This is a genomic window from Pseudomonas furukawaii (assembly GCF_002355475.1).
GTDB classification, from domain to species: domain Bacteria; phylum Pseudomonadota; class Gammaproteobacteria; order Pseudomonadales; family Pseudomonadaceae; genus Metapseudomonas; species Metapseudomonas furukawaii.
Map to the genome: position 1 here is coordinate 5,768,795 of NZ_AP014862.1, position 24,337 is coordinate 5,793,131.

At 68.8% G+C, this 24,337-nt stretch carries 19 protein-coding genes; 1 reads left to right on the forward strand and 18 read right to left on the reverse strand.

The features are described 5' to 3' along the window. The 11 genes from KF707C_RS26750 to hutC form a co-directional block, all read right to left on the reverse strand. Positions 1-1,323 carry a Na+/H+ antiporter family protein gene (locus tag KF707C_RS26750; protein ID WP_003453261.1) on the reverse strand — a complete coding sequence of 441 codons (1,323 nt, stop codon included), beginning with the start codon at positions 1,321-1,323 and terminating at the stop codon, positions 1-3. 265 nt (positions 1,324-1,588) lie between these two features. After that, positions 1,589-3,121: an HAL/PAL/TAL family ammonia-lyase gene (locus KF707C_RS26755; protein ID WP_003453265.1), complete on the reverse strand. Its 1,533-nt coding sequence runs from the start codon at positions 3,119-3,121 to the stop codon at positions 1,589-1,591. Positions 3,122-3,133: 12 nt separating this feature from the next. Further along, entirely contained in the window at positions 3,134-3,964 is an 831-nt protein-coding gene (locus KF707C_RS26760; protein WP_003453266.1) for a quaternary amine ABC transporter ATP-binding protein, read from the reverse strand. Further along, positions 3,961-4,812 (reverse strand): ABC transporter permease, encoded by an 852-nt coding sequence (locus KF707C_RS26765; RefSeq protein WP_003453268.1) that lies wholly within the window; start codon positions 4,810-4,812, stop codon positions 3,961-3,963. Before KF707C_RS26765 ends, KF707C_RS26760 begins: the two co-directional genes overlap by 4 nt. A 60-nt stretch (positions 4,813-4,872) precedes the next feature. Then, positions 4,873-5,841 carry an ABC transporter substrate-binding protein gene (locus tag KF707C_RS26770; RefSeq protein ID WP_003453270.1) on the reverse strand — a complete coding sequence of 323 codons (969 nt, stop codon included), beginning with the start codon at positions 5,839-5,841 and terminating at the stop codon, positions 4,873-4,875. 167 nt (positions 5,842-6,008) lie between these two features. Further along, positions 6,009-7,547, reverse strand: coding sequence for a histidine ammonia-lyase (gene hutH, locus KF707C_RS26775; RefSeq protein ID WP_231992360.1), 1,539 nt, complete (start codon positions 7,545-7,547; stop codon positions 6,009-6,011). Further along, positions 7,544-9,214, reverse strand: a complete 1,671-nt coding sequence (gene hutU / locus KF707C_RS26780; RefSeq protein ID WP_003453274.1) for a urocanate hydratase — start codon at positions 9,212-9,214, stop codon at positions 7,544-7,546. The genes hutH and hutU overlap by 4 nt, the downstream gene beginning before the upstream one ends. 41 nt (positions 9,215-9,255) lie before the next feature. Continuing rightward, positions 9,256-10,581 (reverse strand): YjiH family protein, encoded by a 1,326-nt coding sequence (locus tag KF707C_RS26785; RefSeq protein WP_003453276.1) that lies wholly within the window; start codon positions 10,579-10,581, stop codon positions 9,256-9,258. Between the two features lie 262 nt (positions 10,582-10,843). Next, positions 10,844-11,851 carry an ABC transporter substrate-binding protein gene (locus tag KF707C_RS26790; protein ID WP_003453280.1) on the reverse strand — a complete coding sequence of 336 codons (1,008 nt, stop codon included), beginning with the start codon at positions 11,849-11,851 and terminating at the stop codon, positions 10,844-10,846. A gap of 89 nt (positions 11,852-11,940) precedes the next feature. Then, positions 11,941-12,522: a HutD/Ves family protein gene (locus KF707C_RS26795; protein ID WP_003453282.1), complete on the reverse strand. Its 582-nt coding sequence runs from the start codon at positions 12,520-12,522 to the stop codon at positions 11,941-11,943. Next, positions 12,519-13,229 (reverse strand): histidine utilization repressor, encoded by a 711-nt coding sequence (gene hutC, locus KF707C_RS26800; RefSeq protein WP_051050746.1) that lies wholly within the window; start codon positions 13,227-13,229, stop codon positions 12,519-12,521. Before hutC ends, KF707C_RS26795 begins: the two co-directional genes overlap by 4 nt. Positions 13,230-13,460: 231 nt before the next feature. Here hutC and KF707C_RS26805 point away from each other — a divergent pair, with 231 nt between their 5' ends. Next, the gene (locus KF707C_RS26805) at positions 13,461-14,825 is read left to right on the forward strand and encodes a formimidoylglutamate deiminase (protein WP_003453285.1); all 1,365 of its coding nucleotides are present in this window, start codon (positions 13,461-13,463) and stop codon (positions 14,823-14,825) included. Between the two features lie 19 nt (positions 14,826-14,844). On the opposite strand, the gene KF707C_RS26810 is transcribed toward KF707C_RS26805, so the two are convergent. The 7 genes from KF707C_RS26810 to KF707C_RS26840 all read right to left on the reverse strand — a co-directional run bounded on the left by KF707C_RS26810 (position 14,845) and on the right by KF707C_RS26840 (position 24,272). Continuing rightward, on the reverse strand, positions 14,845-15,405 hold the full coding sequence (locus tag KF707C_RS26810; protein ID WP_003453287.1) for a lipocalin family protein: 561 nt from the start codon (positions 15,403-15,405) through the stop codon (positions 14,845-14,847). Continuing rightward, positions 15,405-15,659, reverse strand: a complete 255-nt coding sequence (gene bamE / locus KF707C_RS26815; RefSeq protein ID WP_003453289.1) for an outer membrane protein assembly factor BamE domain-containing protein — start codon at positions 15,657-15,659, stop codon at positions 15,405-15,407. The genes KF707C_RS26810 and bamE overlap by 1 nt, the downstream gene beginning before the upstream one ends. Positions 15,660-15,716: 57 nt before the next feature. Beyond that, the gene (locus KF707C_RS26820) at positions 15,717-16,316 is read right to left on the reverse strand and encodes a DUF924 family protein (RefSeq protein ID WP_003453291.1); all 600 of its coding nucleotides are present in this window, start codon (positions 16,314-16,316) and stop codon (positions 15,717-15,719) included. A gap of 3 nt (positions 16,317-16,319) precedes the next feature. Next, positions 16,320-17,330 (reverse strand): class 1 fructose-bisphosphatase, encoded by a 1,011-nt coding sequence (locus KF707C_RS26825; protein ID WP_003453293.1) that lies wholly within the window; start codon positions 17,328-17,330, stop codon positions 16,320-16,322. Between the two features lie 155 nt (positions 17,331-17,485). Beyond that, positions 17,486-19,135 (reverse strand): histidine kinase N-terminal 7TM domain-containing diguanylate cyclase, encoded by a 1,650-nt coding sequence (locus KF707C_RS26830; RefSeq protein ID WP_003453295.1) that lies wholly within the window; start codon positions 19,133-19,135, stop codon positions 17,486-17,488. Between the two features lie 170 nt (positions 19,136-19,305). Continuing rightward, positions 19,306-20,685, reverse strand: coding sequence for a DUF3999 domain-containing protein (locus KF707C_RS26835; protein WP_003453297.1), 1,380 nt, complete (start codon positions 20,683-20,685; stop codon positions 19,306-19,308). Then, positions 20,682-24,272, reverse strand: a complete 3,591-nt coding sequence (locus tag KF707C_RS26840; RefSeq protein ID WP_036993232.1) for a DUF2339 domain-containing protein — start codon at positions 24,270-24,272, stop codon at positions 20,682-20,684. The genes KF707C_RS26835 and KF707C_RS26840 overlap by 4 nt, the downstream gene beginning before the upstream one ends. Positions 24,273-24,337 lie beyond the last annotated feature (65 nt).

A 24,337-nucleotide genomic window follows, 5' to 3' on the forward strand; every position in this document is an offset into this window, starting at 1 on the left:
TTACAGCACCATCGCCGCGACCCAGCCGAACGCCATCAGCGGCAGGTTGAAATGCAGGAAGGTCGGGACCACGGTGCCCCAGATATGGTCGTGCTGGCCGTCGGCGGCCAGGCCGGCGGTGGGGCCCAGGGTGGAATCGGACGCGGGCGATCCGGCGTCGCCCAGGGCCGCGGCGGTCCCCACCAGCGACAGGGTGGCCAGGGGCGAGAAGCCGAAGCCGATCGCCAGGGGCACGTAGATCACCGCGATGATGGGCACGGTGGAGAAGGACGAGCCGATGCCCATGGTGATCAGGAGCCCCACCAGCAGCATCATGAAGGCCGCCAGCGCGCGACTGTCTCCCACCAGTTCGGCGGATTGCGCCACCAGGGTCTGGACCTCCCCGGTAGCCTTCATCACCCCGGCGAAGCCGGACGCGGCGATCATGATGAAGCCCACCAGGGCCATCAGCCGCACGCCCTGGAGGAAGACGCCATCCTGCTCGTTCCAGCGCATCACACCGCTCATGGACACCAGGGAAAAGCCCACCAGCCCGCCGAAGACCATGGAACCGGTCCAGAGCTGCACCACCAGGGCCGACACCAGGGCCAGCACCACCATGGACAGCTGGCGCCGGGACAGGCGTTCGGGCAGCGCCCCGGCCTCCTCGCCGGCGACCGGCTGGTCGGCGTAGACGCGCGGACGGCGATAGCTGAACAACAGCGCCAGCCCCAGCCCGAAGACCATGCCCAGGGCCGGGATCAGCATGGCCACCGGGGCCATCTGGCGGGTGACCAGCTCGCCATTGCCGGCGGCGTTGATATTGGCCACCAGGATGTCGTTGAGGAAGATCGCCCCGAAGCCCAGGGGCAGCGCCATGTAGGTGGTGGTGATGGCGAAGGTGATGGCGCAGGCCACCGCCCGGCGATCCAGCTGCAGCCGGTTCATCACGTGCAGCAGCGGCGGGACCAGCAGGGGGATGAAGGCGATGTGCACGGGCACCACGGTCTGCGAGGCGAAGCCCGCCAGCACCATGGACAACAGGATGGCCCACTTGATGAGGCGACCGCCGCCTTCCCCAAGGCGCGTCGTGAGGTTCGCCGACAACCGCTGGGACAGGCCGGTGCGCGACAGCGCGATGGCGAAGGCCCCCAGGGTCGCGTACGCCAGGGCCACCGGGGCGCCACCGCCCAGGCCCTCGTTGAAGGACTTGACCACCGTTTCCATGGGCAGGCCCGCGACGAGCCCCCCGACCAGCGCCGAGGCGATCAGGGCGAAGACCACCGATACCCTCAGCATGCAAAGCGCAACCATGACCAGCACGGCCAGGATGATCGCATTCATAGAAAAGACTCCTTGTTCTTGTCGTCCATGGCGGACCGGCCCCGTACGGCCCGCCTGAGTGTCATGGGTCGATAGGCGCGGCAGCCGCTTCGTCGGCGGGCAACCCCCTATCCGGGTGCATGGCGCGGGTCCTCCTTGCAGGTGGGAAAACGGGGGCACGGCAGGCCCAGCCATTCGATGGCGAGGATGCCGCGCGGGTGCTCGGTCGGGCCCACGGCCCTCGTGTCAGGGACCGGGATGGCGTCGACTGGGGTGACCGGGCGCTTCATCGCAGGCCGCCGATGCGCGCGGCGACTCCTTCCAGCGCGGCCCGGTCGCCGATCAGGTCGGCGGCGCGGGCGACGTCCGGTGCCAGCCAGCGGTCCTGGTCATAGGCGGGCACCCGCTCGCGAAGGGTTTCCCAGGCCGCGCCGGTGCCCGCACCGAAGCGCGTGGGCCTGTGGAACTCGAAGGCCTGGGCGGCCAGCAGGTATTCGATGGCGAGGATGCGCCGGCAGTTCTCCAGCGCCTTGCCCAGCTTGAGGGCGGCACTGGTGCCGAGGCTCAGGTGGTCCTCCTGCAGGCCGGAGGTGACGAAGTTGTCCACCACCGCCGGCTGCGCCAGCTGGCGGTTCTCGCCGGCCAGGGCGGCGGCGACGTACTGGGCGATCATCATCCCCGAGTTGACGCCGGGCTGGCTCACCAGGAACGCCGGGAGACCGCTGACCAGCGGGTTGACCAGGCGATCCAGGCGACGCTCGGCGATACCGCCCAGCTCGGCCACCGCGATGGCCAGCAGGTCCGCCGCCATGGCCACGGACTCTCCATGGGGATTGGCCTGGGACACCACCTTGTAGTCGTCCGGGGTCCCCAGCAGCAGCGGGTTGTCGTTGGCCGAGGCCAGCTCGGTATCCACCTGGCGCGCGGCATGGGCCCACTGGTCGCGGCAGGCGCCGTGCACCTGCGGGATGGAACGGATGCTGAGGGCGTCCTGAGTGCGAACACCCCGGCTGGCGGCCACCACCTCGCTGCCGGCCAGCAGCGCCAGCAGGTTGCGCCCCACCTCCTGCATGCCGGGGTGCGGCTTGAGGGCGATGATGTCCGGGTCGAAGGCGGCGATCTGCCCGCGCAGGGCCTCGAAACTCATGGCGCCGATCACGTCGGCCCAGCGCATCAGGCACTCCGCGTCGTCCAGGGCCAGGCAGGCCAGGCCGGTCATGCACGGCAGGCCATTGACCAGGCAGAGCCCGTCCTTGGCCCCCAGGCGAACCGGCTCCAGGCCTTCGGCGGCCAGCGCCTCGGCGGCCGGCACGACACGACCGCGATAACTCACCTCCCCCACTCCCAGCAACGCAACGCCCACATGGGCCATGTGGGTCAGGTAGCCCACCGACCCCTGGGACGGCACCCGTGGCGTGATGCCTCGCGCCAGCAGGGCCAGCAGCGCCTCCACCACCTGCCGCTGCAGGCCGGAGCGGCCGTGGCTGTAGTTGCCGATGGCGCAGCAGATGATGGCCCGCACCTGCTCGTCGGCCAGCGCAGGGCCCACGCCGCAGGCATGGCTGAGCAGCGTGTTGCGCGACAGCGCGGCGAACTGCTCGGTGTCCAGCACCACCTCGCTCAGGGCGCCGAGGCCGGTGCTGATGCCATAGGCCCGTTCGCCACGGGCCACGATGCGCTCGACGATGGCGCGGGCGTTGTCGATACGCGCCCAGGCCGACGGCGCCAGCTCCAGGGCGGCGCCGTGGCGGGCCACCGCCACCACCTGGCGCCAGGTCAGCGGCGCATCGCCCAACAGGACTCTCTCGGGAAACGGCATCTCGGCGGCTCCTTACAGGTTCGCCACGCGGCGCTGGACGAAACGGTCGACGTAGTCGTCCGCCGGCTGGTGGAGGATTTCCCGGGGCGTGCCCACCTGGATCAGCTGGCCGTCCTTGAGGATGGCGATGCGGTTGCCGATGCGGACCGCCTCGTCGAGGTCGTGGGTGATGAACACGATGGTCTTCTGCAGGGTTTTCTGCAGCTCCAGCAATTGCTCCTGCATGTCGGCGCGGATCAGCGGGTCGAGGGCGCTGAAGGCTTCGTCCATGAGGATGATGTCGGTGTCGGAGGCCAGCGCCCGGGCCAGTCCCACGCGCTGGCGCATGCCGCCGGACAACTGGTGGGGATAGGACTTCTCGTAGCCCTTCAGGCCGACCGTGGTAATCCAGTGCTGGGCACGCTCCAGGCAGGTGGCCTTGGTCTCGCCGCGCACCTTGAGGCCGTAGGCGACGTTATCCAGCACGGTCTTGTGGGGCAGCAGGCCGAAGCTCTGGAACACCATGCTGATCTTCTTGCGACGGAATTCCCGCAGCGCGTCCATGTCGTAGCGCAGGATGTCCTCGCCATCCACCAGGATCTGCCCGCTGGTGGGATCGATCAGGCGGTTGAAGTGGCGCACCAGGGTGGACTTGCCGGAGCCGGACAGGCCCATGATCACGAAGATCTCGCCGGCGCCGATGGACAGCGACAGGTCATTGACCCCCACCACGCAACCGGTGTCGGCCAACACCTCGGCCTTGCCCTTGCCCTGCTGGATCAGCGCCAGGGCCTCGTCGGCGCGCTGGCCGAAGATCTTGAATACGTTCTTGACGACGATCTTGCTCATGTTCTCGCCACTCATTTGCTGGCTGCGTGCCGTGGACGGCCGTAGGCCTGGGTGATGCGGTCGAAGACCACGGCCAGGATGACGATGGCCAGGCCCGCTTCCAGGCCCTTGCCGACGTTGAGGGTCTGGATGCCCACCAGCACGTCCTCGCCCAGCCCCCGGGCGCCGATCATGGAGGCGATCACCACCATCGACAGGGCCATCATGGTGGTCTGGTTGATGCCGGCCATGATGCTCGGCAGGGCCAGTGGCAACTGCACGCCGAACAGCTGTTGCCAGCGGTTGGCGCCGAAGGCGTTCACCGCCTCCATCACTTCCTTGTCGACCTGGCGGATACCGAGGTCGGTAAGGCGGATCAGCGGCGGCGCCGCGTAGATCACCGTGGCGAAGATGGCCGGCACCTTGCCCAGGCCGAAAAGCATCAGCACCGGGATCAGGTACACGAAGCTGGGCATGGTCTGCATGATGTCCAGCAGCGGCATCAGCACCGCGCGCAGGCGGTCGCTGCGGGCGGCGAGGATGCCCAGGGGAATGCCGATCAGCACCGAGATGAAGGTGGCCACCAGCATCAGCGCGACCGTCTGCATCAACTTGTCCCACAGGCCGACGGCCCCCACCAGGAACAGCAGGCCGGTGATCACCAGGGTGGGCAGGACGCGGCGGGTGGCGTGCCAGGCGATGCCGGCGACCACCAGCAGCACCAGCCACCAGGGCGCGGAGCGCAGCAGGCCCTCGAGGTAGACGATGGCGTAGAGCAGGGTGTCGGAGATGTGGCGGAACACGTCGCCGTAGTGGGTCACCAGGCTGTCGACCCAGTTGTTGACCCAATCGGCGATGGAGAAGGTGAAGCGTTCGGGAAACATAGGGTGCTCCGGTCATGTGGGGCCTTCCCCGACGGGAAGGCCGGTATCAGGGGGTCAGCCTCAGAGTGCGGCTTCGATCTTCTTCGCCGCGTCCTCGCTGACCCAGGCGCGCCACAGGTCCGGGTGCTCTTTCAGGAAGGCCTTGGCCAGGTCGGCCGAGTCCATCTTTTCCTTGGCCATCTTCGCCAGGTTCTGGTTGAGCAGGTCGATGGGCAGGTTGACCTTCTCCAGCACCGCCACCAGCTCCGGGGCCTCGTCATGGAAGGTCCTGGACAGGCCGACCTGGATGGTCACGCTCTTGTCCACGCCGGCCTGCTCCTCCAGCTTGACCAGGTCCGCCTGGCCCATCAGCGGCGTCGGCGACCAGTAATAGAAAAGGATAGGCTCGCCACGGCGATAGCTCGACAGCACGGCCGCATCCAGGGCCGGCCCGGTGCCGGGACGGAAGTTGGTGAACTTGTCCTCCAGGCCGTAGCGCTTGAGCATCTCGCTGTTGTCCAGCTCGCAGGTCCAGCCGGCCGGGCAGTTGTAGAAGCGCCCCTTGCCCGGCTCTTCCGGATCACGGAACAGCTCGGCGTACTGGCCGAGGTCGGCGATGGCCTTGAGCTGCGGCGCTTTGGCCTCGATGCCGCGCTTGGCGTCGCCCTCGATCACATAGCGCGGCACGTACCAGCCTTCGGTGGCGCCGACGATCGGTGCGCCCACGCCCACCACCTTGCCGGCGGTAGCGGCCTTGTTCCAGGCGTCGCTGCGGCCGATCCACTCCTCGGCGAACACCTGGATGTCGTTGTTGCCCAGGGCCTGTTCCATGGTGATGGAGTTGCCCGGCAGGCTGTCGGTCTCACAGCCGTAGCCGTTCTTCAGCACGAACTGCAACAGGTCGGTGAGCAACATGCCGCTTTCCCAGTTGAGCCCGGCGAACTTCACCGGCTTGCCCGACTCACACCAGCCCGCCGCCTGGGCGGACGCCGCCCCGGCCAGCAGGCCCGCCGCACACATCAGGCCCAACACTCGCTTCTTGAATTGCATGTTCCGACGCTCCTGAAACTGGATAGGGGTTAGGGCAGTTCGATCAGTGCCGGAAACCGGCCGGAGCCGGTTCCCTCGCCATTGGCTGGCGTTTGTTGTTATGCACGAACGGCGGTCGTCCTGACCGTGGCGGGCCGGAGCCCGCGCATGCCGCTCCAACGTCCGCTTCACAGGCTCGGCAGCAGGCCTCCGGGGATCAGCTCGTTGAGGCAGCCGCTGGCCAGCAGTTCGCTGGCGGCCTCGATGTCCGGGGCGAAGAAGCGGTCCTCCTTGTAATAGGGAACACGGGTACGGAGCAGGCCACGGGCCTGTTCCAGCTTCGGCGAGCTTTTCAGGCCAGTGCGGAAGTCCAGGCCCTGGCAGGCCCCCAGCCACTCGATGGCGAGGATGCCGCGCACGTTCTCGGCCATGGCCCAGAGGCGCTTGCCGGCGTTGGGCGCCATGGACACGTGGTCCTCCTGGTTGGCCGAGGTGGGCAGACTGTCGACGCTGGCCGGGTGGGCCAGGGCCTTGTTTTCGCTGGCCAGGGCGGCGGCGGTGACCTGGGCGATCATGAAGCCGGAGTTGACTCCGCCGTTCTCCACCAGGAAGGGCGGCAGCTGGGACATGTGCATGTCCATCATCAGCGAGATGCGCCGTTCCGACAGGGCGCCGATCTCGGCGATGGCCAGGGCGATGTTGTCGGCGGCCATGGCCACCGGCTCGGCGTGGAAGTTGCCGCCGGAGATCACGTCGCCCTCTTCGGCGAACACCAGGGGGTTGTCGGAAACGGCGTTGGATTCGATCTCCAGCACCTCGGCGGCCTGGCGCAGTTGCGTCAGGCAGGCGCCCATGACCTGGGGCTGGCACCGCAGGGAATAGGGGTCCTGCACCTTGTCGCACTTCTCGTGGGACTGGGCGATCTCGCTGCTGGCGGTGAGCAACTCGCGGTAGGCGGCGGCGACGTCGATCTGGCCGCGCTGGCCACGGGCGGCATGGATGCGGGCATCGAAGGGCGCGCGGGAGCCGAGCATGGCCTCGACGCTCAGGCCGCCGCAGACGGTGGCGCCGGCGAAGAGGTCCTCGGCTTCGAACAGGCCCTGCAGGGCGTAGGCGGTGGACACCTGGGTGCCGTTGAGCAGGGCCAGTCCCTCCTTGGCGGCCAGGGTCAGCGGCTCCAGCCCGGCGATCGCCAGGGCCTCGGTGGCCGGCAGCCACTGGCCCTTGTGGCGGGCCTTGCTTTCGCCCAGCAGCAGCAGGGACATGTGCGCCAGCGGGGCCAGGTCCCCGGAGGCACCCACGGAGCCTTTCAGCGGGATGTGCGGGTAGACCTCGGCGTTCACCAGCGCCACCAGGGCGTCGATCACCTTGCGACGGATACCGGAGAAGCCGCGCGCCAGGCTGTTCACCTTGAGCAGCATGATCAACCGCACCATGGCGTCGTCCAGGGCTTCGCCGACGCCAGCCGCGTGGGACAGCACCAGCGAGCGCTGGAGCTTCTCCAGGTCATGGGGGGCGATGCGGGTGGAGGCCAGCAGGCCGAAGCCGGTGTTGATGCCGTAGGCGGTGCGCCCCTCGGCGATGATGCCCTCGACGCAGGCGACGCTGGCGTCGATGGCCGCACCGGCAGCCGCCTCCAGGCGGATCTGCACGGGGGCGTGGAACGCCTGGCGCAACTGCGCCAGGGTCAGGGTTCCGGGTTTCAGGTTCAGTGCGTTCACACTCAGGCTCCTTTGCCGATCATCGGCAGGTTCAGGCCCTGCTCACGAGCACAGTCTATGGCGATCGGGTAACCCGCATCGGCATGGCGCATCACGCCGGTGCCCGGGTCGTTGGTCAGCACGCGGGCGATGCGCGCGGCGGCCTCATCGGTGCCGTCGCAGACGATGACCATGCCCGAATGCTGGGAGAAGCCCATGCCCACGCCACCGCCGTGGTGCAGGGACACCCAGGTGGCGCCGCTGGCGGTGTTCAGCAGGGCGTTGAGCAGCGGCCAGTCGGACACGGCGTCGGAACCGTCGGCCATGGCTTCGGTTTCGCGGTTCGGGCTGGACACCGAGCCGGAGTCCAGGTGGTCACGGCCGATGACGATGGGGGCCGACAGCTCGCCGCTGCGGACCATTTCGTTGAAGGCCAGGCCCAGTTTCGCGCGCTGGCCCAGGCCGACCCAGCAGATGCGTGCCGGCAGGCCCTGGAAGGCGATGCGCTCGCGGGCCATGTCCAGCCAGCGGTGCAGGTGGGCGTCGTCCGGGATCAGCTCCTTCACCTTGGCGTCGGTCTTGTAGATGTCCTGCGGGTCGCCCGACAGCGCGGCCCAGCGGAAGGGGCCGATGCCCCGGCAGAACAAAGGGCGGATGTAGGCCGGGACGAAGCCGGGGAAGTCGAAGGCGTTGTCCACGCCCTCTTCCTTGGCCATCTGGCGGATGTTGTTGCCGTAGTCGAAGGTGGGGATGCCCTGCTTCTGGAAGTCCAGCATGGCGCGCACGTGCACGGCCATGGACTGCTTGGCGGCCTTGACCACGGCGGCCGGCTCGGTCTGCGCACGGTCGCGGTACTGCTCCCAGGTCCAGCCGGCGGGCAGGTAACCGTTCAGCGGGTCGTGGGCGCTGGTCTGGTCGGTGACCATGTCCGGGCGCACGCCACGGCGCACCAGTTCCGGGAGGATCTCGGCGGCGTTGCCGTGCAGGGCGATGGAGATGGCGCGGCCTTCGGCGGTGTACTTCGCGATGCGCGCCAGGGCGTCGTCCAGGTCCTTGGCCTGCTCATCCACGTAGCGGGTCTTCAGGCGGAAGTCGATGCGGCTCTGCTGGCACTCGATGTTCAGCGAGCAGGCGCCGGCCAGGGTCGCGGCCAGGGGCTGGGCGCCGCCCATGCCGCCAAGGCCGGCGGTGAGGACCCACTTGCCCTTCAGGTCGCCGTTGTAGTGCTGGCGGCCGGCCTCGACGAAGGTTTCATAGGTGCCCTGGACGATGCCCTGGCTGCCGATGTAGATCCAGCTGCCGGCGGTCATCTGGCCGTACATGGCCAGGCCCTTGGCATCCAGCTCGTTGAAGTGTTCCCAGGTCGCCCAGTGGGGCACCAGGTTGGAGTTGGCGATCAGCACGCGCGGGGCGTTGGCGTGGGTCTTGAACACGCCCACCGGCTTGCCGGACTGCACCAGCAGCGTCTCGTCGTCGTTCAGTTCCTTGAGGGTCTCGACGATCTTGTCGTAGCACTCCCAGTTGCGCGCGGCGCGGCCGATGCCGCCGTACACCACCAGTTCCTTGGGGTTCTCGGCCACTTCCGGGTCCAGGTTGTTCATCAGCATGCGCAGCGGCGCTTCGGTCAGCCAGCTCTTGGCGTTCAGCGTGTTGCCGCGGGGGGCACGTATTTCGACATCGCGGAATTTGGTCATGACAGTCTCCAGGAGAATGGATGGGTCCGTTCGGGCGGCGTTCACAGCCAGCCCAGGAATTGCGCCAGGTAGGCCAGCGGTACGCTGAACACCAGGCTGAGAACCGTGCGCTGCAGCCAGACCACCAGCAGGTCCCGCAGGCTCAGCGGGATCCGCGTGGCCAGCACGCAGGGAATCGAGGCGGAAAGGAACAGCACGCTGCTCACCGAGACGATGGCCGTGACGAAACGCACCAGGGCGTCGGCATCCTTCAGCAGCATGGCCGGCAGGAACATCTCGGCCAGGCCGGAGGACAGGGCGCGGGCCACCTCCATGGGCTCGGTGAGGCCGAGCAACCAGGTGAAGGGGTAGAGCAGCAGGCCGACGGCGTCGAACAGCGGGGTGTACTTGGCCGCCAGCAAGCCGAGGAGGCCGACGGCGAGGATGCTCGGCAGGATGGCGGCGGTCATGCGCAGGCCATCGATGAAGGTTTCACGCAGGGCCGAGAGCAGCGAGGGGGCGCTGGCGGCCTGGGCCACGCCGGCGTTCCAGGCGCTGCGCAGGCGGCTCGCGCCGGGGGCGAGCGGCGCCTCGGAACGGCTCTCCGACGGCAGGCGCGACAGCGGATAGATACGGGCGCTGACGGCGGTCACGGAGAAGGTCACCAGCATGGCGCCCCAGAAGTAGAGGTTCCACTGCTCCATCAGTCCGAGGGTCTTGGCGATGATCACCATGAAGGGTGCCGACACCGTGGAGAAGCCGGTGGCGATGATCGCCGCCTCACGGACGCTGTAGTGCCCCTGCTGGTACATGCGGTCGGTGATGAGCAGCCCGACGGAATAGCTGCCGACGAAGGAGGCCACGGCATCGATGGCGGACTTGCCCGGGGTGCGCCAGATGGGACGCATCACCGGCTGCATCAGCACGCCAACCAGTTCCAGCAGGCCGAAACCGATGAGGAACACCAGCGCCAGCGCGCCCAGCGGCACGATCAGGGCCAGGCTGAGCACCAGCTTCTCGAAGAGGAACGGCAGCATCCCCGGCTGGTAGATGGCCTCGGGCCCGACACGGAACAGGTAGGCGACACCGACGAACAGGCCGACCACCTTGAGCACGCTGAACGCCGTATGGGTGGCACTGCGGCGCCAGCTGCCGCTGCGCCAGGGCTCGATGGCACCGTAGAGCATGAACAGCAGGGCAAGCCCGATCACCAGGGGACGGGCATGGAGTTGCAGGGCGGAAGCCGCGTGGTCGAGGAGGATGGTGGAGCGCCCGCCGATCTCGAACGGAACGAAGAACAGCACCAGGCCGACCAGGCTGTAGCCGATCAGGCGAAACAGGGCGAGACTCCGGGCGGGTTGGGCAGTCGCTGTCAGTTCTTCAGGCATCGCGTCTCTCCGAGGGCGGGCGAGGTGGACTTGGATGGTCGACGACACACATCTCTACTTGTACATACAAGCATATGCAAGCAGAGGGCCAATATTCGGCCCCGGACCCGGGAACATCCCCGCAAGCCTTGCCACACGGGCGCGACAGCCCCTTATCCTGTATAGACAAGTATAGAAAAGAGAGGTGGAGTCACTGTTACCGCGTGCAGAAAGTGCCCGCCTTTGCAGCGGGCGCGCACGAACATGGGGCCCTAGGTAACAGTCATCTCAGGGATGCATCGAGCTTTCCGGCGACCTCCGGGGTCACCCAGGCCGACCAGATGTCCCGGTGCTGGCGGAAGAAAGCCTCCGCGGTGGGCGCCGCCTCGGCGCGCTCCTCGGCCATCCGCGCGAGGATGCCGTTGAACAGCGGCAACGGGATCCTCACCTTTTCGAACAGGCGCACCAGTTCGGGCGCCTGCTCATGCAGGTCACGGGACACGCCGATGGAGATCTTCGCCGGCAGCGAACGGGTGCCGACGGGATTGGGGTGATCGGGGTCGATCAGGGTTTCCCAGGCCTTCTGGTCGAAGGGGGGCTCCTCCAGTTGCACCAGCGGGTAGCGTCCCATGAGCGGTGTCGGCGACCAGTAGTAGAAGAGGATCGGCCGCCGCTGGCGGATCGCCGCCGTGATCGCCGCATCCAGCGCGGGCCCGGTTCCGGTGCGGAAGTTCACGTAGCTGTCTTCCAGGCCATAGGCCTTGAGCTTCTGGCTGTTCACACCCTCGCAGGTCCAGCCGCTGGGGCAGTTGTAGAAGCGCCCCTTGGCCCTTTCCTCCGGGTCCTGGAACAGGGCCTTGAAGCGCGGCAGGTCGCTGACCGAACGCGGGCCGGCGGCCGGCGCGTCCTCCCCTTTCACCAGGTACTCAGGCACCCACCAGCCTTCGGTCGCGCCCTGCACCGGCTCGCCTACGGCGAAGACCTCGCCGGCCGCCTCGGCCTTGCGCCACAGCTCGCTGCGCCCGGCCCACTGCTCGGCGATCACCTGGATGTCGTTCTGCCGCAGGGCGTTCTCCATGGTCAGGGTGTTGCCGGGCAGCACGTCGGTCCGGCAGCCGTAGCCCTTCTCCAGCAGCAGACGCAGCACTTCGGTGGTGAACATGCCGCTTTCCCAGTTCAGCCCGGCGAGCACCACGGGATGGGGATAGGGGCATTCGGCGGCCCCGGCCTCCCGCGATGCGGGCAGGAGGAGCGACAGGACGATGGCCGCGAGGACGCTGTGGCGAGGCATGGGCGACTCCGGTAGGCATGACGGGCGACAGGGTTAGGTTTAGACCCTGACGCGCGGTCGTGCCCTGCGGATTGCCCGCAGGCACCTGACTAGCGAGGCGTCAGCTCGATCAGGCAGCAGGCACCGCCATTGAGCTTCACCTCGGCAAGCGCGCCGCCGGCTTCCAGGTGCAGGCAGTCATACCGGCCCATTACTTGGGTGGACTGTCCGTCGATCTCGACCCCTACGCCCGCCTCGGCGGCGAACAGGAGCAAGGTGCTGGCGGAGGAGAAGAGACGGACCTCGCCCTCGGCGCGCAGCCATTGCAGGCGCGCGGCATAGCGCTTCGGCGAATAGATCAGGTTGAAGTCGCGGATCGGGCCGTCGAGCAGTTCGCAGCTCACCGCCGCCCCACCGTCGAAGGCGAAGGCGTCCAGGGCGGTGAGGCACCGGGAGGGCCGCCCGTCCACCGTCAGGCGCATGCCGGCGCCTTCCAGCACGGTGATCACCCGCTGGTAGCCGGTGAAGGCGGAGAAGCCGCCGGATTCACCGACGTCGGCAATGGACAGCCGCCAGCCGAAACCGTCGAGGCCATCGCCTGCGTCGCGGGCGATTTCCAGGGTGGAACCGGCGCCGTTCTTCCACGGCATACGGGGGTAGTCGGCGGCGCGCAGCAGGCGGGATGAGGTCATGAACCGAAACGTCCTTCGAGGCGATAGCGGGAACCGGGGTAGAGAAGGCGCGCGCTGGTGACGGTATTGCGCCCGGACCAGGTGCGGCGGCGAATCAGCAGGCAGGGCTCGCCGCGCTCGATCTGCAGCAGGGTGCATTCATCGGCATCGGCCAGGATGGCTTCGACCACGTGCTCGCCCTCGGTCAGCGGCGCCACCTGGGAGAGGTAGGCGTAGGGCGTCTGGACGGTGAAATCCTGCTTCAGGTAATCGGGGGCCACCGCCGGATTCACGTAGCGGTCCTCGATCTGCACCGGCACATCGTTCTCGAAATGCACGATGCGGGAATGGAAGACGCGCTGGCCTTCGCGCATGTCCAGGGCGAGGGCCCGCTCCGGGCCGGCCACCTCTTCCTGCAGGCTGACCACGACGCAGTGATGGCGATGGCCACGGGCGGCGATCTCCTCGGCGATGTTGTGCACCTCGAACAGCGCGGACTGGCCCTTGGGTTCGGCGACGAAGGTCCCCACGCCCTGCATGCGTACCAGCAGGCCCTCGGCGGTGAGCTCGCGCAAGGCGCGGTTGATGGTCATGCGGCTGAAACCCAGCTCGCTGACCAGTTCGCTCTCCGATGGCACACGGTAATGGGGCGGCCAGGCTCCGCTCTGGATCTGCTGGCTGATCATCTGCTTCACCCGGGCATAGAGCGGCGCGGGAGCGTCACCCATCTGGGCGGCCAGGGAGGAAGGCGCGGAGGGCGGATTGAGCACGGGAAACTCCTTGTCGGCGAAGAGGCGGGCCGCTGGTCAGGACAGCGCGGTGTGGATCGGGGAGCCCGCCTCCGGCATGTACCGGATTCGACAACAGCAGACAAGTACGGGACCGGGGTCAGTTTACGTCGACCGATAACGTCTGTATATGTATATACAAATAAAACCAACCATCCCAGGGTCCTCGCCATGTCCGCTTTCTTCGCTGAACGCGCCCTGCTTCCTCAAGGCTGGGCGCGCAACGTCCGCTTCGAAATCGCCCCCAACGGCCTGATCGAAAGGGTCCGCCCCGATGCCTCGGCGGAAGGCGCCGAACGCCTGCGCGGCCCGGCGCTGGCGGGGATGCCGAACCTCCATTCCCATGCGTTCCAGCGCGCCATGGCGGGCCTGGCGGAAGTGGCGGGCAACCCCAACGACAGCTTCTGGACCTGGCGCGACCTGATGTATCGCCTGGTGGGCCGGCTCACCCCGGAGCAGATGGAGGTCATCGCCCGCCAGCTCTACGTGGAGATGCTCAAGGCCGGCTACACCAGCGTCGCCGAGTTCCATTACGTGCATCAGGACCGGGACGGGCGTCCCTACGCGGACCCGGCGGAACTCGCCCTGCGCATCAGCGCCGCGGCGCGCGACACCGGCATCGGCCTTACCCTGCTGCCGGTGCTCTACAGCCACTCCGGCTTCGGCGGCCAGGCGCCCAACGAGGGCCAGCGCCGCTTCATCCACTCCACCGACAGCTACCTGGCCCTGCAGGAGCGCCTGGAGAACGAGATCGCCCGGCAGCCTAGCCAGCGACTGGGCCTCTGCTTCCACTCCCTGCGCGCCGTGACGCCGCAGCAAATGGCGGAGGTGCTGGCGGCGGAGCGCGACGCCCGGCCCATCCATATTCACATCGCCGAGCAACGCAAGGAAGTGGACGACTGCCTCGCCTGGAGCGGCCGCCGCCCGTTGCAATGGCTCTACGAGAACGCACCGGTGGACCCGCGCTGGTGCCTGGTGCACGCCACCCATGCCGAACCCGATGAAGTGGCCGCCATGGCGGCGAGCGGGGCCGTGGCCGGCCTCTGCCTGACCACCGAGGCCAACCTGGGGGACGGCATCTTCCCGGCGGTGGACTACCTCGCCCGGGGCGGTCGCCTGGGCATCGGCTCGGACAGTCACGTATCGGTCAGCGTAGTGGAGGAGCTGCGCTGGCTGGAGTACGGCCAGCGCCTGCGCGACCAGCGCCGCAACCGCCTCTACCGGGCGGACCAGCCCCAGGTGGGCCGCACCCTGTTCGACGCCGCGCTGGCCGGCGGTGCCCAGGCCCTCGGCCAGGACATCGGCGCCCTGGCGGAGGGCAAGCGCGCCGACTGGATCGTGCTGGACGGCCTGGACCCTTACCTGGCCACCGCCGAAGGCGACGCCCTGCTCAACCGCTGGCTGTTCGCCGGCGGGGACCGCCAGGTGCGGGACGTGATGGTGGCGGGCCGCTGGGTGGTGCGGGACGGACGCCATGCCGCCGAAGAGGAAACGGCACGGGCCTTTACCGGGGTGCTGCGGGACCTGCTGGGCTGAGGCGCACCCCGGACCGGGCTCAGGGCGCGGCGATGGCGCTGTCCGCCACCCGCCAGATCAGCCGGTCGGTGTCATACCCCTGCGCTTCCGCCGTCTCCAGCAAGCGCTGGCGGGTCTTTTCGGACACCACCGGGGTACGCGACAGCAACCAGAGGTACTTGCGATTGGGGTTGCCGACGAGCGCGGTGCGGTAGCCGTCGTCCAGGTAGAGGACCCAGTAGTCGCCCTTGATCCTGTCCGGCAGGAGCCGGGTGATCCAGTTGTCGAAGCGGACCCAGAGCCTGTCGGTCCGACCGGCCACCTGAGGCACGGCATTGCCCCGCGCCTCCTTCCACTCCCCTTCCAGGGTGCGGCAACGGTTCAGTACCCCGACGCTGCCGTCGGCCTGCAGGCTGTAGTGGGCTTCGGACTGGGCGCAGTCGCGCTGGAAGAACATGGGCAGGCGCGCCAGCTCGTACCAGGTGCCCTGGTAGCGCTCAAGGTCGACCGCCCCCACCGTACGCGGCGGCGCCGCCTCTCGGCCCTGACCGGCGCAGCCGGCCAGCAGCGCCAGCAGGAACGCGCCGATCAGCGCGCGCATCACTTGAGCCCCTTGCCGGAGAACATCAGTACCTTGTCGCCGCCGTACTGCACGCTGACGAAGCTCTTCTCGTCACCCCAGGTGCAACTGGTGAAACCGACGGCGCCGGCACACTCGGTGGGCGCGCCGAGCAATTGTTCCACTTCGGCCTTGGTCATGCCGGTCTTGAGCTTGGAGTAGTTTTCCTGGTTGAGCTTGTTGCAGGCGGCCAGCACCAGGCAGCAGGACAAGAGAGCAAGGGTTCGCAAGGACATGGAGCACTCCGGGGTGGGATGGGACGCGAGACGGTCGCGCGGCCGTCCCCTTCGATTCTAGAAGCGCGAGCCGGGTTCCTGCAGGAAAGCGATTTCTTCGTCGCTGGAAGCGCGTCCGAGAAGCGCGTTGCGATGGGGGAAACGGCCGAAGCGAGCGATCACCTGCCGGTGGCGTTCGGCGAAGTCGAGGAAGCCCTCGAACAGCGCGCGCTCATCCTCGGCGGCAGCGGCCAGCAACCGGGCGAAACGGTAGTGGGCCCGCTCCTGGCTGGCCAGGTCCTCGGCGTGCTCCAGCACCAGGTAGAGAAACACCTGGCGGATGGGCGCGAGGCCGCGTTCCCGCCCACGCGCCAGGCCGTCGGCCACCAGCGCCTGGGCGCGAGCGTCGCCGGCGAAGGCGCGCGGGTTGTCACGGAAGATCATGCGTGGCAATTGATCCAGCAGCAGGACCAGCGCCAACCAGCCGTCGGGGTCATCGGCCCAGTGCGCGAGGCCACCGTCCAGGGCCTCGTCCACCCGGGCGCCGAAGCGCTCGCGGGCGTCCTGGTCCTGGCTGGCCTTCTTGCCGAACCAGAGCCCGTGGCGAGCCGCCGCGACGGCCGTGGCGGGGGCCTCGGGGCCGAACCACCAGTCCAGCAACGGCTGCCAGGGCTGCATGCCTTACTCCTGGTGGTAGCCGGTGACGCGGGCCACTTCTTCCTTGGAACCGAGGAAGACCGGCACGCGCTGGTGCAGCGACTCGGGCTGGATGTCGAGGATGCGCTGGCGACCATTGGTGGCGGCGCCACCGGCCTGCTCGATGATGAAGGACATGGGATTGGCTTCGTACATCAGGCGCAGCTTGCCGGCCTTCTCGGGCTCACGAGCGTCCCAGGGGTACATGAAGATGCCGCCGCGGGTCAGGATGCGGTGCACGTCGGCCACCATGGAGGCGATCCAGCGCATGTTGTAGTTCTTGCCCAGGGGGCCATCCTTGCCGGCCAGCATCTCACCGACGTAGCGGCTCACCGGGGCTTCCCAGTGGCGCTGGTTGGACATGTTGATGGCGAACTCGGCGGTGGTCTCCGGCACACGGATGTTGTCGTGGGTGAGCACGAAGGAGCCCAGCTCGCGGTCCAGGGTGAAGCCCTTCACGCCGTCGCCCAGGGTCAGCATCAGCATGGTCTGGGGACCGTAGATGGCGTAGCCGGCGGCCACCTGCCGGGCGCCCGGCTGGAGGAAGGCCTGCTCGTTCAGGCTGTCGTTCTGGGACAGGTGCTGATCGGGGCAGCGCAGTACCGAGAAGATGGTGCCCACGGAGACGTTCACGTCGATGTTGGAGGAGCCATCCAGCGGGTCGAAGACCAGCAGGTAGGCGCCTTTCGGGTAGCGGCCCGGGATCTGGTACGCGTTGTCCATTTCCTCGGAGGCCATGCCGGCCAGGTGGCCGCCCCACTCGTTGGCCTCCAGCAGGATCTCGTTGGACATCACGTCCAGCTTCTTCTGCACTTCGCCCTGCACGTTCTCGGTGCCCATGCTGCCGAGCACGCCACCCAGGGCGCCCTTGGACACCGCGTGGCTGATCTCCTTGCAGGCGCGTGCAACGACTTCGATGAGGAAGCGCAGATCGGCAGGGGTGTTGTGGCTTCTGGTCTGCTCGATCAGGTAGCGACTGAGGGTAACGCGGGACATTGAATGGCTCCGAGGGGTGGAAAAATGCGCGCAGTTTAGCGCGAGTCGGTCCGCATTGCCTCTGCATGGGATGGAAGGCGCCGAAATGACCGGTGCGTCACCCCATGAAGCGGTACGGAATCATCTGACGTCGCCAGGCGACGCAGGTTCAGTCTTCAGTCGGCGGCCGAGGCCTCCAGCCGGCACACCCGGTTGCGTCCGTTGCGCTTGGCCTCGTAGAGGGCCGAGTCGGCCAGCTGCATCAGCTCTTCCAGGGTCTGGCCCTGGGCGGGCCAGACCGCCAGGCCGGCGGAAAGGGTCACCGTCAGCGGCCCTTCGCGGGTGGGAAGCGCCTTTTCGGCCAGCTCCCGGCACAGGGCCTGGAGCCTGGCATAGGCCATTTCACCCGTGGCGCCGGGCAGCAGCAGGAGGAACTCCTCGCCACCGATGCGGAACACCGCGTCGCTGCCCCGCAGATTGCCGGTGAGGTGGAGGGCCACCGCCCGCAGCACATCGTCGCCCGCCAGGTGGCCGTGTCGGTCGTTGAGCTGCTTGAAATGGTCCAGGTCGATCAGCGCCAGGGCGATGGGCGACCGCTCGCGCTGGCTGCGGGCGACTTCTCGGGCGAACAGTTCACCCAGGTGGCGCCGGTTGTAGAGGCCGGTGAGCGGATCGCGCAGGGCCTGTTCCTGGAGCTGTTCGTGCAACCGCGTGATGGTCCGCAGCCGCTCCTCGCTGGTGGCCAGGGCCTCGGCCAGCTTGAGTTCGCCGCAGTGACGCTCGGTGATGTCCCGCAGGTAGAGCATCTGCCCGAGGACGAAGGTCCCGCCACGGGTGACCCGCTCGATGTCCCGGCTACGCACTTCGAAGTAGCGCGGCGCCGCCCCGGGAATCAGCAACATCTCATGCCCGCCCGCCGACAGCAGGGCGTCGAGCCGCTCACCGTAGATCGGCCAGGCGGCCAATGCCTTGCCCTGCCAACTGCCGGGGCCGCCGGCCAGCGCGAGGGCGGCGGGGTTGGCGTCGATCACCCGTCGCTGGGGGTCCACCACCAGCACCGGGTCCGGCAACTCCTCCAGCAGCAGGTGGCGCGCCACCGGCAGCAGTTCGAACAGGCGTACGCCGAGGATCAGGCAGGTGAAGGCCACCAGGGTGAAGGCGAAGCTGAACGGCGTGGGGTCGAAGCCGAACAGCGTCCAGCCGAAGACCACGTAGCCGAGGTTGGCGCCCCAGGGCACGCAGGTGACCAGCACGAAGGCCAGGAGGTGGCGGCGATGCAGGTCACGGCTGGCCAGGGCGGCGCGGGTCACGACCGCCAGGCAGAAGAACATGAAGACATAGACGTAGATGGCTACGGCATTGAACAGCGGACCGTGGTCGTAGCGGATCGCCGCGCCGGGCGAGTCGTCGACGGGCAGGGTGCCGGGGCCGTAGAACAGCTGGTGCCAGGGGTTGCTCAAGGCCAGGGCCGAGGCCAGCACTGGGCCGATGCTGAAGAGCAGGAAGCCCCGCAGACGGAGCGGTTCGCGGATGCTGTTGACGTATTGCCAGAGGAACACCGCCCAGAAGGTCGGTACGCCGATGATCCCGGGCCAGGCCATCCCCGCCCAGAACACCTTGCAGTCGGGCGCCTGGGCGGCCAGTTCGAGGCCTGCGGCGGCCAGCCACCAGAAGATGCCCGCGTGCAGGACGATGAAGCTTTCGCGACCGGGAAAATGCCGCTGCCGGGCCACCCAGCGGGCCATGAGAATCACCCCCAGCCCCACCAGGACGGTCAGGGCGACCGCGCCGTTGAAGCTCCAGCCACCGGCCAGGCAGGCGTTCATCGCCGACCTCCGGCGAGGCCGACGGCACGACAGGCGAGCGTGAATGCGAACGGCTGGAGGTTGGGCACGGCCTTCCTGACCTGGCAAGTAGGCCGCGTTGCGGCCGGTTGACTGACGGGACAAAGATACATCAAAAAGCCAGCATCACCGCCGGGAACTCGTCGCTCGCCTCAACGCTCCTCCGCCGGTCGGCGCAGCAGGCTCCAGGCCATGGCCCCCAGCAGGGCGACGCCGGCCAGCAGCACGGCCCAGAGCCCCACGCGCTTCCAGGGAACCCGCCCGCCCTCCGGGTGCTTCGCCGCCCCCGCACCGGCCTGGCGTGGAAGGTCCACGACCTCGGCCCGTCCCATGGCGTCCAGGCGCGCAGGTTCGAATCCGGGCACCAGGGTTGTCAGGGGCAGCGCCTCGTGCCGCGCGTCGGCGTTGCCCAGGGCCAGGGTGAAGGGCGGCGTGCCGCGAGCGAGGAACACCAGCCGGGTCACGTGCATCCCCACCTCCAGCCGGGGCACCTGCCGGCCGAATCCACCGGCGCGCGGGTCGACGCTGAGGCGCAGCTCCTTCACCGGCATCCAGCCTGGCAGGTCGATGGACTCCTGCGCCACCTCCCGCCCCTCTTCGGGGAGCCGGTAGAGCAGGCCGGACGCCAGCGGCTGCCACTGTGGCGCCCCTTCACGACGGGCCTCCACCCGGACCGGCAGCAGACTCCCCGGACGCTCCACGGCGACGCGCAGGCGCTCGATGGGCAAGCCCAGGGGCAATTCCCAGCGATACTGGTCAGGCTCCACACTCACAGGCTCCAGCGGAGCCGACCAGGCCATGGCGGTCGGCTGGCTTTCACGGCTGGCACGCACCACCGCGGCCGTCAGCTCCGGCGCCACCGACGGGCTCTCCCAGAGCAGGCGCAGGTAGCGGGCGCTCCGCCCAGGCAGGTCGACATCGCGTTGATCGATACGCTGGTCGGCAAAGGCCAGCCGAGCCACCTGCCCCTCCCCCCAGGACTGCCAGTGCTGCAGGTCGTCGCTGGCCTCGATGCGGAAACGCTGGAAGCCCTCCCCGCCCCCCTTCCAGTCGAGGTTCAGGGACTCCAGGACACCCTTCACGCCGCTGGCGTCCAGCAGCCAGCCCCGGACCTGCTCGCCCATGGGCGCCGGCTCCTCCGGAAGCACCTGGACCAGGGTGCCCGTGGTGCTGCGCTCCACCCGCACGCTGGGCACCGCGCCGCCTTCCGCCGCGCCCTTCAGCGGAAAGCGTCGCAGGGCGTGCTCCTGCAGGGCCCGGCGCTCGTCGGCACCGCTGCGCGTCAAGGCATAGGCCAGGGTTTCACCTTCGGCATTGAATACCCGCAGGTCACGCAGATCGGCATGGCGTGCGGAAAAATGCAGCGCCATGGGCAGGTCGAGCCGGTACCAGGGGCCCTCCCCGTCGAGGCGCAGCTCCACGCGGGTGGGGAAATCGTCCGGCTGCAAGGCCGCCAGGGTCGAAGGACTGACGAATGCGAGACCCGCCAGCAGGGCGAGGCAGGAGCGCGCCGGATTGAGCCGTCTGATCATGCGTTGATCCGTTCCTGTTCAGGTTCCTCGCGCCTGGGCGGCAGCGGCGCGAAATAGCCGACGACCAGCAGCAGGACGCCGACGCCGATGAAAGACACGATGCGCTCGAGCCCCCCGCGGTTGCCCAGTTCGACGAAGAACAGCTTGGCCACCACCAGCGCGATCAGCGCCGCCCCCACCAGCCAGAGCTCGCGCCGGGAACGCAGGTGCCCGCCCACCATCAGGCCGAGGGCGATGCTGGTCCAGACGATGGACAGTCCGGCCTGCACCCGCATGGACTCCAGCAGCGCATCGAGTTCGTAGGGCACACCGCCCCAGTGGTGGGCGCCACGGAACACCGCCGCTGTGGCCAGGGCGAAGAGCGAAGCCCCGCCCATCACCGGCAGGAGCCAGCCCGGCAGCGCCCATCCGTTGAAGCGCGGCAGGCAGTCCCGAACCCAGAGGCAGATGCCCAGCAGGGCGAACAGCAGCCCCAGCTCCAACGGGTTGACCAGGGGCAGATAGGGCAGCGGATCGGCGCGCCCGTCGCTCCAGGCGTTGGCGATCCAGAACCAGGCGAGCATCAGCCCCGCCAGGGGCAGGGAAGCCCAGAAACGGTACTCGCGCGGATAGGCCGACAAGGGCCAGGGCAGTCCCGGGCGGGTCGCCACCAGCAGCAGCCAGGCACTCGGCAGCAGCGCCCAGCCGAGCCAGCGCCAGGCGTTGTACTGCTCCGACAGCAGCATCAACAGGTAGCGCAACTCCAGCGCCAGCACCCCGAGCAGCAACCAGCAGCCCAGCACATGGGCGGCCGAACGCGCTCCGCTCGGCAACACGGCATCCAGGCGCCGCAGCGCCAGCAGATGGATCGCGAACAACGCACCCCAGGCCGCCCAGCCGAGATTCGCCGCCGGGTGATAACGCGGCTCCCAGGCCAGCAGCAACGCCACCAGCCCCACCGGGACCAGCAACAGGCAAAGCAGCGCCAAGGCCCGCCAGGACTCGCGACCGGCCAGCCAGGTGCAGAAGGCGACGCTGGCGGCCGCCAGAAGCAGGATCTGGGGAATCGCCTGGCCGGACGCGGCGAAACGGGCGATTTCCGACACCCAGGCCAGGCCCCACCAGCCCGTACTCCAGGCCAGCAACAGACTGGCCAGGGCGTTCAGGCTCAAGTTCCCCAGGTCTGGCGCATGACGGGCCACGCGCTGCAGCGTCCAGGCGCCGACGAAGGCCGCCACAGCGAGCACCAGGGGCGTCCAGAACCCGGCGTGGGCCAGTGGCCGCAATCCCTCGCTGGGCAGTTGCCCCAGCAACAGCGGGCTCACGGCCAGGAAGCTCAGGCCGCCCAGCAGTTGCAGGAAGAGCCCGAACCAGAACCCGGCGCGCTGTTGCAGGCGCAGGCTGAGCCAGAGGATCAGCAGGCCGCTGCCGCCCCAGACCGCGGCGGCCGAACGCCAGGGCAGGACGAAGAGCACCGCCAGGTTGACGAAGGCCAGGCCGATCAGCAGCACCAGGGACAGGCCCCGCAACAGACGGACGTCGCCGCGCGCCAGGGGGTGTCGCGCGGCCAGCAGCATCCCGCCGATCAGCGCCAGACCGATCAACGAGGCCACCACCAACCCGCGCCAGCCCGGCGCCGCGCCGCTGCCCAGCCCGGAGCCCTCCAGATCCAGCAGGAATACCGCGCCACCCAGCAACTGCACCGCGAAGGCGCTGAAGAGGAAGGTGCGCGAACCCAGCCGCAGGCCGGCGTACAGGGTGGCCAGGCCCGCCAGGGCCCAGGCGATGGCGGTGCCTTCGGCGGCCAGGGACAGCGGCGCCATCAGGTAGAGAAAGGTCAGCCCGAGGCAGGCCGGGACCCAGTGGAATCGCCGCTCCAGCGGCTTGACCGCCGCTTCCGGCGCACCCCGGACCTGCCAGAAGACGAAGAGCAGCGCCGCACCGAGCATCAGCGCCCCGAGCGGCGAGCCTTGCAACAGGGTGCCGACACCGGGATCCAGGCTGCCGAGGAAGGCCAGGGCCGCGCCCAGTTGCAGCAGCAGGGCGAAGGCCCGGGCCAGCGGCCGGCCCTGACGCAGCCCCAGCCAGTAGATACCGGCGCCCTCCACCGCCCAGGCCGCCGAGGTCCAGCGGGCATCCAGCCCCAGCGGAATGGCCAGGCTGCCGAACACCACGCCCAGGGCCAGGCAGGTTTCCACCAGCAGCAGCGCCCGACCGCCGACCCGCCCCGTCAGGGTACGCGCCAGCACCAGGTAGAAGAGGCCGAGGGCGAGCGCACTGAAGGCGGCGCCGAACTCGAAAGGACGGACCAGGGCCACCTGCAGGCCGAAGCCGATGATGGGCGGTCCGAACAGCACGGTGCCATCCACCCCATCGCCCTGGCGCGCCGACCAGCGCAGCAACTCGCCCCGCTCCTCCGGGGCGTCGGAGGACTCCAGCAGCTTGCGCCGGGCGAAGAGCAGGCCGATGCCCACGTACATCAGGAAGAACAGCACCAGGAAAGGTTCGGTGGTGGCGAACAGCTCCGGTCGATAGGCGCGCAGTCCCCAGGCGAAGCCGATGCCGAAGGTGCCGACGAAGCCGATCAGGTTCAGCAGCCGCCAGGTCTTGAACCAGGCGATGGCGAGGATGCCGGCGTTCAGCAGCGCGAAATAGCTGAACAGCGCCACGTGGTCGCCGCTGCCGCTGGAGGTGAGGATGGGCGCCGCGAAGCCGCCCAGCGCGGCTGCGGCGGCCAGGCCCAGGGCATCCTGGGCGACGGCGAGGATGGCCGAGAACAGGGTGACGGCCACCAGCAGCGCGAAGGCCATTTCCGGCTCCAGCAAGGGATGCAGGCGCATGGCGGCGAATACCGTCAGGTAGAGCACGGCGATCCCCGCGCCTTGGAGCATCAGCCCGTAACTCGGATTGCGTCGGCGCAGCCACCAGCCGAGCCCCAGCAGGGCGATGGCGGCCAGTGCCACACCGGCATATCGCACCTCCACCGGCACCACCATGCCTTCGGTGGCATAACGCAGCAGGAACGCCAGGCCGAGGAACAGCAACACCACGCCGACACGCAGGACGGTGTTGCCGCCCAGCAGCCAGTCCCGGGCGACAGCGACGCCCCGCGCCAGCAGGGACGGCTGGCGGGGCTTGGGCGGTTCGCTCGGTCGCGGGCGGGCCGAAGCGGCCTGTCCTTCACGGCCCCAGGCGTCGGCATTGGGAGCCGTCGCCACCGGGGGCGGGACCTGTGCCGTCGGTGCGGGCTCATCCAGCAGCTCGGCCGGCAGCTCCCAGACCAGCTCGTCCTCGGCGTCGGGCGGGGTTGCGGGTGCCTCCGCCGCCGCCGTATCGACAGCGGGCGTCTCCTGAGGCCGCATCGAGGAATCGGATGGGCCCTGCTCCAGCTTGAGCAGGCGCCCGTCGAGGCCTCGGGTGGTCGCGTCGAAGCGAGTGGCGAGGCCTTCCAGGGCCTTGCGCAACAGGGCGTTCTCCCGGGCCAGCCCCTGCAGGCGAATGGCTTGTCCCACGCCCAGGCCCAGCAGACCGCCGAGCAGGGTACCGATGACGCTTTCATCGAGCCCGGCGCCGAGCACCAGGCCAACCAGCATGAAGATCCATTGCATGCAGCGTTATCTCGAAGAGGTGAGGACCCGGCTCGCCTCCATGGCGGCACGGTGTGGACCAGACG

Coding starts and splice junctions, on each gene's coding strand:
- KF707C_RS26785 (WP_003453276.1), bottom strand. CDS start 10,581: ATGCCTGAAGAACTGACAGCGACTGCCCAACCCGCCCGGAGTCTCGCC.
- KF707C_RS26770 (WP_003453270.1), bottom strand. CDS start 5,841: ATGCAATTCAAGAAGCGAGTGTTGGGCCTGATGTGTGCGGCGGGCCTG.
- KF707C_RS26795 (WP_003453282.1), bottom strand. CDS start 12,522: ATGACCTCATCCCGCCTGCTGCGCGCCGCCGACTACCCCCGTATGCCG.
- bamE (WP_003453289.1), bottom strand. CDS start 15,659: ATGTCCTTGCGAACCCTTGCTCTCTTGTCCTGCTGCCTGGTGCTGGCC.
- KF707C_RS26835 (WP_003453297.1), bottom strand. CDS start 20,685: ATGATCAGACGGCTCAATCCGGCGCGCTCCTGCCTCGCCCTGCTGGCG.
- hutU (WP_003453274.1), bottom strand. CDS start 9,214: ATGACCAAATTCCGCGATGTCGAAATACGTGCCCCCCGCGGCAACACG.
- KF707C_RS26810 (WP_003453287.1), bottom strand. CDS start 15,405: ATGCGCGCGCTGATCGGCGCGTTCCTGCTGGCGCTGCTGGCCGGCTGC.
- KF707C_RS26805 (WP_003453285.1), top strand. CDS start 13,461: ATGTCCGCTTTCTTCGCTGAACGCGCCCTGCTTCCTCAAGGCTGGGCG.
- KF707C_RS26840 (WP_036993232.1), bottom strand. CDS start 24,272: ATGCAATGGATCTTCATGCTGGTTGGCCTGGTGCTCGGCGCCGGGCTC.
- KF707C_RS26790 (WP_003453280.1), bottom strand. CDS start 11,851: ATGCCTCGCCACAGCGTCCTCGCGGCCATCGTCCTGTCGCTCCTCCTG.
- KF707C_RS26825 (WP_003453293.1), bottom strand. CDS start 17,330: ATGTCCCGCGTTACCCTCAGTCGCTACCTGATCGAGCAGACCAGAAGC.
- KF707C_RS26765 (WP_003453268.1), bottom strand. CDS start 4,812: ATGTTTCCCGAACGCTTCACCTTCTCCATCGCCGATTGGGTCAACAAC.
- KF707C_RS26750 (WP_003453261.1), bottom strand. CDS start 1,323: ATGAATGCGATCATCCTGGCCGTGCTGGTCATGGTTGCGCTTTGCATG.
- KF707C_RS26820 (WP_003453291.1), bottom strand. CDS start 16,316: ATGCAGCCCTGGCAGCCGTTGCTGGACTGGTGGTTCGGCCCCGAGGCC.
- hutC (WP_051050746.1), bottom strand. CDS start 13,229: ATGGGTGACGCTCCCGCGCCGCTCTATGCCCGGGTGAAGCAGATGATC.
- KF707C_RS26755 (WP_003453265.1), bottom strand. CDS start 3,121: ATGCCGTTTCCCGAGAGAGTCCTGTTGGGCGATGCGCCGCTGACCTGG.
- KF707C_RS26830 (WP_003453295.1), bottom strand. CDS start 19,135: ATGAACGCCTGCCTGGCCGGTGGCTGGAGCTTCAACGGCGCGGTCGCC.
- KF707C_RS26760 (WP_003453266.1), bottom strand. CDS start 3,964: ATGAGTGGCGAGAACATGAGCAAGATCGTCGTCAAGAACGTATTCAAG.